Below are 11,272 nucleotides of genomic sequence, written 5' to 3'. Positions count from 1 at the left end.
AATAATATTATCTTTGTGTTATTCAAACATATAAATAAATCACGTGATGAAATTAATGACAAGACGAAATAGCATGATTACATCTATTGGTAAATCGAGGTGGAATATGTCAGTGTGTATTACAGTTCTGAAAAATAGTCTCGTTTTTCTATTCTTTTTCTTCCTTTTAGTTTTAGTATCTTCATGCAGGCGGTCTTCTACTATAAACACTCCGAATGGTGAATATAAGATGATTGATTGTCAGGAGATTAATGGCGGGAAATTTAAGTTGTCAAGCATAGCTTCATCTTTTTCCGTTATTCCACTTGAAACCAATGATAGTTGTCTGATAGGCGGGATAAGTAAGTTGGAATTTTATGATGGGAAGATATTTGTTTTGGATAAAATGCATAGTGCCCGTTTGTATGTATTCGATACCCAGGGAGAATATAAATTTGCTATTGGAAAAAGAGGGAGCGGGCCTAATGAATATATGCAAATTAATGATTTTTCCATAGACAAGGAAAAGAATTTAATTTATGTGCTTTGTGATAAGAAAAAACTCTTTACTTATTCTTTGTCTGGACAGCCTCTTGGGACAATAACTCTCGATTTCTTTGCTGATGCTATGGAATATCAGAAAAATCAGTTGCATTTTGTGTGTGATAGACTTGATAGGGGTAATCTTATTGTGACTGATATAAAAGGAAGGATACTATATGAAGATTTTCCGAATAAACGAATGGGAGATAATCTTTTGATGCTTATACACCCTTTTTCTAAACAAGATTCTATTTTGCTATATCGGATCTATTTGGATAATAAGATTTATGAGATGCAATCCGATCATAGAATAAAGGTTGCCTATGAAGTGAACTTTGGCGAAGAAAGTATTGATTTTGAGGATTTAGAAGATATTCCTCATAGGGAAGTAAAAAAGAAATTAGCAAATTCTCGTGGAAAAATTAAATATTTAACGGAAAATAGAAATTACATACAATTAATATTCTTCGACAAGCAAATGCCTTGTGTTGCTGTATATGATAAAAGACAGGGAGTAACCCGGTCATATACATTTGAAAATTGTGTTGATGATTTAACCGGACTACAATATCCTCTTTTTGAGTTCACGAAAGGGCAAGATGAATTTATTGCAATTTTGAGTCCAATGGACATTGAAAATGCAGGAAGTGAACTTACGGAAAAAGGGAAGGCGGTTTTTAAAGACGTTAATTTTGTTGACGATGATAACCCTATATTATATATAGTAAAAACGGAATAAGAACTTAATCAGCTGGGGAATAATGCCGATTGCTGGATAATGAAATATTAAGATAAGTAGTTTGCTTGGATGTACATGGAAAAAGAGGTATGAATGGCTAAAAATAGTTTTTAATATCGTCCGTTGGTTTTTGCAAATTATTACCTTTGCGCTATTCAAACAGATAAATAAGTCACGTGATGAGATTAATGAGAAAGCTAAGCGATATGATTGTGTATATTGGAAAACAAAAGATGTATCCTTTATTAATAGTTTTTTTCTTGGGGATAGCCTTTTTTTTCATTTTAGGACAGCTATATTATAGTGTTAGAAAAAAAGCGTATTGCGAAAAGTTGGAAAGAACATTCAAAGAGGTTTTATTGCGACAATTGCAAGAAGATTCTTTTGAAGGCTATCTTTCCACTAGTGAACGGAAACGTCAATTGGAGGAATATCCTGATACTGTTTATCTGACAGATGAAAGTGGGGAACATGGGTATTATTTGGATAGAGAAAAAAGTAGAAGAAATATAGCTCATGATCCACGATTGCGTATTTTACATTCCGCTTATTTGGTAGAACACCCTTTAGTGGTGGATTCTTTATATGGGAAGTGGCAACAACACTTGGAACAGCAAAAAATGTTTACCGCTTTTGCTTTACAATTTTTCTTGTCTGATAAAGACGGAAATACTACAAGTTGCGTATTTCCGAACGACCTTCTTCTTGAAGATTATATAGCTTGTTTTGATATAACGATAGGTTATCGTTGCGAAGTTGAATTAAAAGGCTTTTGTAGCTTTTCGTTTTTTGATCTTGTAGGTACAAGAGGAATCATTTATGCTTTCATCTATTGGTTACTCATAATTACTAGTATTATAATGTTGTTTTTTCTTTCGAAAAAACATAAAAATATTCTTATTCCTACTTCTGCTCATGTCTATCAATTAGATCAAAATATTATATTTGATGCAGACTTAAAAAAGCTAATAGTTGGTAAAGAGGAAATTCTAATGAAACCACAAATCTCTGTTTTATTAAGACATTTCTTGGAAGCTCCGGAATTTATATTAAAAGATGAAGAAATACAAGAAATTTTTTGGTCGAACAAATCGAATAATGAGTCGAGACTTCATAATGCAATAAGTCGTTTACGAGGAGTCTTTGAAAATATTCCTTCTATTGAGGTTCAAAGATATGAAAAGGTTGGCTACCAGTTGTATATTAGAAGAATTTGATTGAATAACTATAATCTCCGATGAAAAGGGAGATTTTTGCATAAATACCTTTTCTGTAGAGTAGTATATACAATGGATAGAATCGGTTGGATAGAAATGGTTAGGTGAATTCCTTTGTTGTTGTAAGCCAATTGCATACTTTCGCTTCCATTAATTAATCGATAAAATTACGTATATATGAAAAAACTATTATTCTTTTTTATTTTGGTAGTAGCGGTTATTTCTGTAAAGTACTCACTAAAAGAGCCTCGGGTAAATACATTGTTATTAGATAATGTGGAAGCTTTAGCTGCTTATGAGCAAGATATGCCTCATACTTGTCTTGGGAGTGGTTCTGTCGACTGTCCAATCTCTAAAGTTAAAGTAAAATATGTCTTTAGCGGTTACAGTCTTGAAGAATAGTGCTGTTCTTCTTCTTTTTTTGCTCTTTATTTCTTGCGGAACGAAAAATAAGGAATATGCAAACAATGCATTTCCTTATTCCCAATTTCCACAAGAAAAAGAATTGAAAGGAGAAGTAATAGAACTTGATACAGCCTTGTTTCGTTATCCTTTTCGGATACGGATAGAAGGAGATAAAGCTATTGTGTTGGATTTGCATGGTTCCGATTATTATGGGCACTTATTTCAATACCCAAGTTTCCGGTATCTATCCTCTTTCGGTAGGCGGGGTGATTCTCCTTTAGAAATGTTGTCAATGGAAAATTTCCGTTTACATAACCATACATTATGGACTTTAGATGCTAACAAAAGCGAATTAACTAGGTTAGATTTTTCTTCATCCGGTGATTCACTGCTTCGTGAGGAAACGGTAGCATTGGATGAAGATATATTTCGACCACTTGATTTTGCTATATATAACGATACAACATTTGTCATTCCTGACTATTCAGGTGAGAGTCGCTTTTTAAAAGTTGATTGTAAGGGTAAGCTAATAGAGAAAATAGGAACTATACCAACGACAAATAAGAAAGCCCTGCAAGAAGCCCGTCCGGCATTAGCCCAGGCATGGCGCAGCTTTTTAGATTATAATTCTCATAATAGTGTTTTGGCTACCGTTACTCAGTTAGGAGAAGTGGTTGAAATCTATAATTTAAAAGATAGTACTCATGTCATTCGTGTTGGTGAATATGATGAACCTGAATTCAAAGTATCAGATGGCTATGGTATACCAACAGGTATTATGGGATTCAGTGATGTGCAAGTTACTGATGATGCTATTTATGCGGTGTTTCATGGAACCTCTTTTAAAGATATAGCTAGACAAAGCGGAAGACTTCCTGATGGAGGTAAGTACATTTATGTTTTTAGTTTGAAAGGAGAACCATTATGTAAATATGTGCTAGACCATTATATATATGGTATTTGGGTGGATGAAGTTACTAAAACGATTATGGCGACGGATGTAAATAACGATCAGCCAATACTGAAATTTAGCTTTGGCTAAGATTAGATAATTAACTTGATTAAAAAGGAGCAGGATGATGAGTTTGTTCATCTTGCCGGATTTGCTTACATATCATCTGCTCCTTAACCTTTAAAAAAAGATTCCGATGCAAACATAAGAATAAAAAATTAATGTAGCAAACTATTGCTATTCTGTTGAAATGATAGATACAGAAGAAATGAAAGTTTATTCACTAATATAAAGTATTAAATATGAAAAAGAAATTATTAGGTATGGTAGTTGTGGCAGTAGTTGCAATAGTTGCAGGATACAATGTTTATATATCACAAAATGAAACAAAATTGTCAGATCTGGTTTTAGCTAACGTAGAAGCTTTTGCATGGGGAGGAGAAACTAGTGGCTCATATTATTTACATCCATGCCCTACTCATGCTGGCGCAGAGTGTAGTTCAAAGAAATATGACGAAGGTAACAGATGTGCAAAATTAACTTATTGTTGATTATTATGTCATATTTAAAAATCTTTTTTCTTATGTTGTGTATGATTTTAGTGTCGTGCACAGGACAAAAAACGGGGAAAGAGAATGATAATAATGATAAGATTGCAATAGAGGTGGGGGAAATTAAATTTCCCCCACAAGATGTTCTGCAACTAAAATCATACTATTTATCTTCGTCTGTTCATGTTGATTCAATAGATTATTTGATTGGTTATAATTATAGATTGCATTCGTTGGATTGTATGAATCTGAAATCTAAGTCGGTAACTCAGATTGTATTGCCAGGCGATGGTCCTGATGCTATTGTCCGCTTGTCGGGAATATATGCACAATCGTTAGATTCTGTATGGATATCTGATGAGTCAGAACGCGCTTTCCTAATTGATAGTGTGGGAACGATAAAAAGAATGATTGATTTAAAGAAATATTTGGAGGATCAGGAGCAGTTACTAATAAATACTAATTATGCAATGTTCACTTCTCACTTGTTTTATAATGCCTCTCGTCATTCATTAATGTTTTTAGTAAAACATACACCTTCTAACACATTCATAGTAAAAGAAGCTTTTATAGATGAAGTTGGCAAGATGGCAACTTATCAGTTATCATCGTCTAAGGTTGTTCCTGATATGAGTAAGGGATATGCATATATCAATTTCCCCAATGTTAATTTTGTAGGTGAAAATATTGTATACAATTATCCTGTTGAATCTTCTATTTATATGCTAGACATAAGAACAAACGAACGGAAATACATATTGGCAGATAGTCACTATACTTCCAATATAATAGAGAAATGTACGACAAGCGGGGATTATGCTACTTTGGAAAAACACTGGCTCGAAAATTCTCATTTTTATGATATCATGTATTTACCTAAATATAAAATATATGCTCGTTTACATGCTGATAAAGTTGATTTTGATGAAAAAAAAGGTATGGAGAAGCTTATCAATGAGCGTGACTTATATTTAATGCTGTTCGATGAAAATATGGAAAAAATCGGTGAAACGAAATTATCTAATTGCAGATATAGTCCTTTTACAAGTTGGAATGCAACTTATGGTGGTATAGCTCTTTTTGTTGACAATGTTTTAGACGAAAAGAATAATACTGACGATTTAACTATAGATATAATATCTCTGAAATGAAATTACTTTGTGTAGTTTGGCTTTGAAAAGAATAGAAATATTATTGTCTTTTGTTATTTTTATATTCGATATTATGATTAATGGAAAGTATGCTTAAGGTTCTATTTTATATAAATATATTTGCTATTTTAATGAGTTGCCATTCATGTCGTCGAGAGAAGGCAAATGTTGAAATTACTAATGTGGTTGAAGAATGGATTAATAAAGAGATTAAATTTGATAATGAGTATGTTTTTACTCGATTAGGTAAGGACTCTGTTTATAATTCAATACCTACAAGTAAATATAAGATCTTGGTTTATACCGATTCAATAGGATGCGTAGGGTGTAATTTGAGGTTGTCACAGTGGTTGGAATGGATGATACAAATAGATTCTATATCTGATAACAAAGTTTCCTTTTTGTTTTTTATACATCCTAAAGATATGAGAGATTTGTTGTTGTTACTATGTAGCCAGAGTTTTGATATTCCAGTTTGTATAGATAGAAATGATTCTCTTAATAAGTTGAATCACTTTCCTTCCAATGCAATGTTGCAAACATTCTTGTTGGATGAGCATAATAAAGTTTTGGCTATAGGCAATCCCATGCATAACCCTAAAATAAAGGAGTTATATATGAATATAATATTTGATAAACAGAATATTTCCGAGGTAGAAAAAAGGAAACAAACAGAAGTTTCGATAGATAAAAAGTACATGGATTTGGGAACATTTGATTGGAAGAAACAAAAGTCTTGTGAATTTATTCTAACTAATATCGGACAGGAATTACTAGTGGTGGATAATGTAATTACTTCTTGTGGTTGTACAACTGTAGAGTATTCAAAAACACCAGTGCAACCAGAGAAGAATTTAACTCTGAAAGTGAAGTATACAGCGGACCGACCTGAATATTTCAATAAGACTATAACTGTATATTGTAATGAAAAAGATTCACCTATTTTGCTGAATATTTCAGGAAATGCTAAGTGAGATTAAGTTATGATGAAGAAACATAGAATATATATCCGATTTATTCTTGTTTTGGCATTTTTCTTATTGGGATGGTGGTATATAGGAAAATGTTTTTTAGAAGAAAAACTAATATCTTCACTTGAAGTTGCTTTACAATCTGCTGAAGATAATGAGGGAGAACTACACAAAGTGATTCGTCACTATCAAAAGTACCCTGCTGATAGCCTAAAGTATAAAGCAGCCTGCTTTTTGATAGAGAATATACCTTTCTATTTCTATTCTGAAGGAGAGCAATTAGAAAACTATAAATCTTATTATGCTTGGCTAAAAACAAGCAAAGGAAAAGTTTCAGAACAAGTTGCAGACTCGGTGAAAAAAGTCTTTGGACTAATGCAGGTCCCTAAAAATAAACGAGATATAATAGAGATAGATTCTGCTTATCTATGCCATAATATTGATTGGGCATTTAAAGTCTGGCAGGAGCAACCGTGGGGAAAGAATATTTCATTTGAAACATTTTGTGAGTATTTGTTGCCTTATCGAATAGCTGATGAGCCATTAGCATACTGGCGTGAAACATATTATGAAAAATATAATTCGTTACTGGATTCATTGCGTATGTCTGATTCATTGGATATAGAAGATCCGGTGGTTGCCGCTAATTTTCTAATAAGTAAATTGCCTGATAAGAACTATTATTATACTTCTGTAACGCCATATCCATTTGGACATATAGGACCGGAATATGTACAGTATTTATCCGGGACGTGTAGAGAAGTTACAGATTTTGCCGTATACCTATTTCGAGCTTTGGGTATTCCTTGTGCTATTGACTTTGTACCTGTGCGAAGTTATATAAATGCCGGGCATTTTTGGCTGACAACATGGAATAAAGACGGAGAGGAATATATGACTGACTTTCCACAAAAATTAGTGCCAGTGCGTAAGAATTGGTGGTATCGGTGGGATGACAGTTCTAAAGTGTATAGATATACTTTTAGTGCGAATAGGGAAATGTATGAACAGATGGCAAAGTACGGCGAAGAACTATACCCTTTTTGGCGTTTACCTAAATTTATTGACGTAACTCACGAATATGGTTATTATCTCAAAGAAGAGTTGGTTATTCCTTTAGAAAAACAGTATAAAGTGAAACGGAGCGGAAAAATAGCTTATTTATGCGTTAGCGATAGAGACCGTTGGACTCCTGTTGATTGGACTGAATATGATGCTGGTCATTTGGCATTCCGGTATGTGCGGAAAGGTACATTTATGAGAGCAGCTACTTATGAAAATGGCGTATTATGCTTTTTGACAGATCCCTTTTATATTGATAAACAAAGCAATGAAATCTGCTATTATCCTGTCACTATAGAGAAGCAGGATGTAGTATTATATGCCAAGTGTGATATTGGGAGAGAAGATATATATAGAAATCGAATGTTAGGAGGAGTTTTTGAGGGAAGTAATCATCCTGATTTTTTGGAGAAAGATACCTTGTTTATTATACAAAGTAAACCTGAACGTCTGAGTACTACTGTAAAAAGTTGGTCTGATAAGGAGTACCGTTATCTTAGATATTTTGGTCCGGCTAAAGGGTCTTGTAATGTTTCGGAAGTCGCTTTTTATGAGAAGAATGACACAGTAGCCTTATCTGGGAAAATCATAGGAACTCCCGGCTGTTATCAACATGACGGGACGCATGAATATACAAATATCTTTGACGGGAAAACATGGACCTCTTTCGATTATTTTAAACCTACCGGCGGATGGGCAGGACTTGATTTGGGTAGAAAAGTACGGGTAGAGCGTATTGTTTATACTCCGCGCAATAGGGATAACTATGTTCGTCCCGGTGATGTTTATGAATTATTTTATTGTGACAACGACTGGAAGTCTGCCGGAAAAATTAAGGCGACTGCCGATTCATTGGTTTTTCGGGATATTCCTGCAAACGCATTGTTACTTTTGAGAAATCATACACGTGGGCTGGATGAAAGAATTTTTATTTATGAAAACAAAACTCAGCTATGGAAATGAAAACTAATGTCAGGCTTGTTGGAGTATGGAGGGTAATTATTATTTCGGTTATTGTCTCTCTGATATATGCTTGTTCCTGTCCGGATAGGAAGATTTTGTCTCTTTCCGACATTACTCCTTCTGAACATACGCTATTGGCGATTACTCCCGACTTTAGTCTCAAGGTGTTGGGGGATACATTAAATAAAAGTTATCCGAAGTTGAGAACCGGAAAGGTATTTCCGATAACAGGTGTTTTGTGTGTAGATGGTAAGGCTTATCGTTTCATGGGGAGTGACTCTTTACGCATATTTTCCTTAGCTCCTCTTTCTAATGACAGTATCGGCTGGGAGGGAAAGTATTCTTTTTTGTTTCCGGGAAAAGGTTGGGAGCAAAAGGAATATGATGATTCTTTATGGGATGAAGGTAAAGGGGCTTTTGGACCTGTAAAAGGTAATTATCCGGCTCATACATTATGGGGAGCAGAGAATATATATGTTCGCAGACATATCAGAGTTGATGATAAAGACCTGTTGAAGGAACATAAAGTCTATGTCCGTTATATATGCGACGATCAAATAAAGCTTTTTTGTAATGGAAGATATCTGTTAAAAAGTGGATTTACAAATCAAACGCAATGTCAACGTTTGACAGATGAAGCTATTAATCAAATAGTTAATGGAGATAATGTTCTGGCCGCATACTGTCGGAATACGGGAGGTCCTGCCTTATTGGATTTTGGTTTGTACATAGAAAATAAAACATATACTGATGCGGAACCAGCAATATTGAAGCAGAAGGATGTGCAAGCCACTCGGACTCAATTTGTTTTTCAATGTGGAGATGTAGAACTTCAGATTGATTTTATCTCGTCTTCTTTATCAGAAAAGTGGGATATGACAGGCTGGCCTGTCGGTTTTCTTTCTTATCAGATTCGTACGGAAAGAGAAAAAGAGCATACGGTGAAAATACTATTTGATGTGGATACGGAGTGGATGTTCGGTAAGAGAGAAGTCAATAGTTGGGTGGAGCAGGGGTGGCGTTTTACGAAGTCCGATAGTTTGTATTTGGCTATGAGGACGGATGAGACAAGGTTTTCATATGAAGACAATCATATCATTTTGTCACAAAAGTTGTGTTCGGGGAAGGAAGATAGAGGTGTGTTGCTTATTGGATATAAAGAAGGGCAGACTTTACAATATGGTGGGGAGAACTTACGCCCTCTTTGGAATAATGATGGAGCAAAAGAGGTAAAAGAACTAATGAAATCTGTAGGAAACAGGTGTCAGGAGCTTAGGCAGGAAAGTGAAAAACTGGATTATAAGTGGAATGACAAGGCTTTACAAGTAGGAGGTGAAACGCTTGCCGAGTATATACTTCCTGCTTACCGTAATTTTTTATCTTCCCATAGATTTGTATTGTCTCCGGATGATAAATTGTTTTGTTTCGGTGATACTTTAGGTAATGTAAGAGAAGCTTATAAAAGCTTTCCGGCATTGTTGTTTTTCAATCGTGTCGACTGGATGAAGAGTTTGTTGGACCCTGTATTTATATATTGTGAGGGGATATATTGGAACAAGAAACATCCGCCTTATGATATTGGTTTGTATCCGGTATCCGGTAAGCAGGTAAAATTGGAAAGTTGTGCTGTGGAAGCCGCTGCCAATATGTTGATAATGACAACTGCTATTGTGGAAGCGGAACAAGACTTCGGTTATGCTGATATGCATTGGAGCCAGTTGATTTTGTGGGCAGATTATTTGCAAAAGAGGATAAAGAAAGAGACTTTCCCTTTGGAGGGCTTATTGGGTGAAAATGATGAATGTGTGAAATGTACGTTGGGACTGGAGGCTTATCGTAGGCTGATTCAACTAAAGGAAGTATATGAATAGAGTAAAGAAAGTTGTAGCAATATTCGAGAATCTGGCAGTCTTCCTATTCTGCACAGTGGTAATTTTGTTTTTGATGCAGTTATTCTGTTTTACTTCATTCAGGATACCTTCGGACTCAATGGAACCTGCATTGAAGGATGGCGACCGGATCTTGGTTAATAAGATGATAAAGGGTGCGCGGTTGTTCGATGTGTTTGCTGCGTTGAATAATGAAGATATTACTATTCATCGAATGCCCGGATGGGGAAATTTCAAGAGGAATGATATATTGGTTTTTAATTTCCCTTATCGAATGAATCGTTGGGATAGTATCCGGCTTGATGTGATGCAATATTATGTAAAGCGGTGTATTGCGCTTCCGGGAGATACTTTAGAGATTCGGGAAGGATTTTATAAAATACGGGGGTGTGACGAACGGTTGGGAAATTATAATGCTCAACAATCTCTTGCGAATCTGAAGTATCCGGAACAATATGGTATTGTGGTAGGTACATTTCCTTATGATAAGCAAATGGATTGGACTATCCGTGAGTTCGGACCTTTGCCGATTCCTCAAAAAGGTCAGACAGTAAAGATGAACCGTACGAATTGTCTTTTATACAGGCAATTGATAGGGTGGGAACAGAAGAAGAAATTACGTATAAAGGATGGACAGATAGTATTGGGTGACAGCGTGATTGCACAGTATCGCTTTAAAAAGAACTATTATTTTGTTTCCGGTGATAATATGGCTAACTCGCAGGATTCGAGATATTGGGGGATGCTGCCGGAAGAATACATTGTAGGTAAGGCTACCCGTATATGGTATTCGGAAGATAAGTTTACGGGGAAATCCCGTTGGAATAGGATGATGAAGAAAATCAAATAA

At 35.0% G+C, this 11,272-nt stretch carries 10 protein-coding genes; all 10 read left to right on the top strand.

What is annotated here, in order from left to right:
• Positions 1-46: 46 nt before the first annotated feature.
• On the top strand, positions 47-1,261 hold the full coding sequence (locus BHV72_RS10220; protein ID WP_122364795.1) for a 6-bladed beta-propeller: 1,215 nt from the start codon (positions 47-49) through the stop codon (positions 1,259-1,261).
• A gap of 179 nt (positions 1,262-1,440) precedes the next feature.
• Positions 1,441-2,478, top strand: coding sequence for a winged helix-turn-helix domain-containing protein (locus BHV72_RS10215; RefSeq protein ID WP_122118890.1), 1,038 nt, complete (start codon positions 1,441-1,443; stop codon positions 2,476-2,478).
• Between the two features lie 177 nt (positions 2,479-2,655).
• A complete protein-coding gene (locus BHV72_RS10210) occupies positions 2,656-2,880 on the top strand; it encodes an NVEALA domain-containing protein (RefSeq protein ID WP_082425919.1) in 225 nt (74 codons plus the stop codon).
• Entirely contained in the window at positions 2,849-3,925 is a 1,077-nt protein-coding gene (locus tag BHV72_RS10205) for a BF3164 family lipoprotein (RefSeq protein WP_122364794.1), read from the top strand. The genes BHV72_RS10210 and BHV72_RS10205 overlap by 32 nt, the downstream gene beginning before the upstream one ends.
• A gap of 212 nt (positions 3,926-4,137) precedes the next feature.
• A complete protein-coding gene (locus BHV72_RS10200; protein ID WP_122264714.1) occupies positions 4,138-4,386 on the top strand; it encodes an NVEALA domain-containing protein in 249 nt (82 codons plus the stop codon).
• Positions 4,387-4,418: 32 nt separating this feature from the next.
• The gene (locus BHV72_RS10195) at positions 4,419-5,537 is read left to right on the top strand and encodes a DUF4221 family protein (RefSeq protein WP_229093505.1); all 1,119 of its coding nucleotides are present in this window, start codon (positions 4,419-4,421) and stop codon (positions 5,535-5,537) included.
• Between the two features lie 80 nt (positions 5,538-5,617).
• The gene (locus BHV72_RS10190) at positions 5,618-6,511 is read left to right on the top strand and encodes a DUF1573 domain-containing protein (RefSeq protein ID WP_227102880.1); all 894 of its coding nucleotides are present in this window, start codon (positions 5,618-5,620) and stop codon (positions 6,509-6,511) included.
• Positions 6,512-6,523: 12 nt separating this feature from the next.
• On the top strand, positions 6,524-8,533 hold the full coding sequence (locus BHV72_RS10185; RefSeq protein WP_286855728.1) for a transglutaminase domain-containing protein: 2,010 nt from the start codon (positions 6,524-6,526) through the stop codon (positions 8,531-8,533).
• Positions 8,524-10,404 (top strand): glutaminase domain-containing protein, encoded by a 1,881-nt coding sequence (locus BHV72_RS10180; protein ID WP_286855721.1) that lies wholly within the window; start codon positions 8,524-8,526, stop codon positions 10,402-10,404. The genes BHV72_RS10185 and BHV72_RS10180 overlap by 10 nt, the downstream gene beginning before the upstream one ends.
• Entirely contained in the window at positions 10,397-11,272 is an 876-nt protein-coding gene (gene lepB / locus BHV72_RS10175; RefSeq protein WP_055256511.1) for a signal peptidase I, read from the top strand. The genes BHV72_RS10180 and lepB overlap by 8 nt, the downstream gene beginning before the upstream one ends.

The organism is Bacteroides sp. 43_46, from assembly GCF_001915455.1.
GTDB classification, from domain to species: domain Bacteria; phylum Bacteroidota; class Bacteroidia; order Bacteroidales; family Bacteroidaceae; genus Bacteroides; species Bacteroides caccae.
This window is presented reverse-complemented; position numbering and strand designations above follow the sequence as displayed.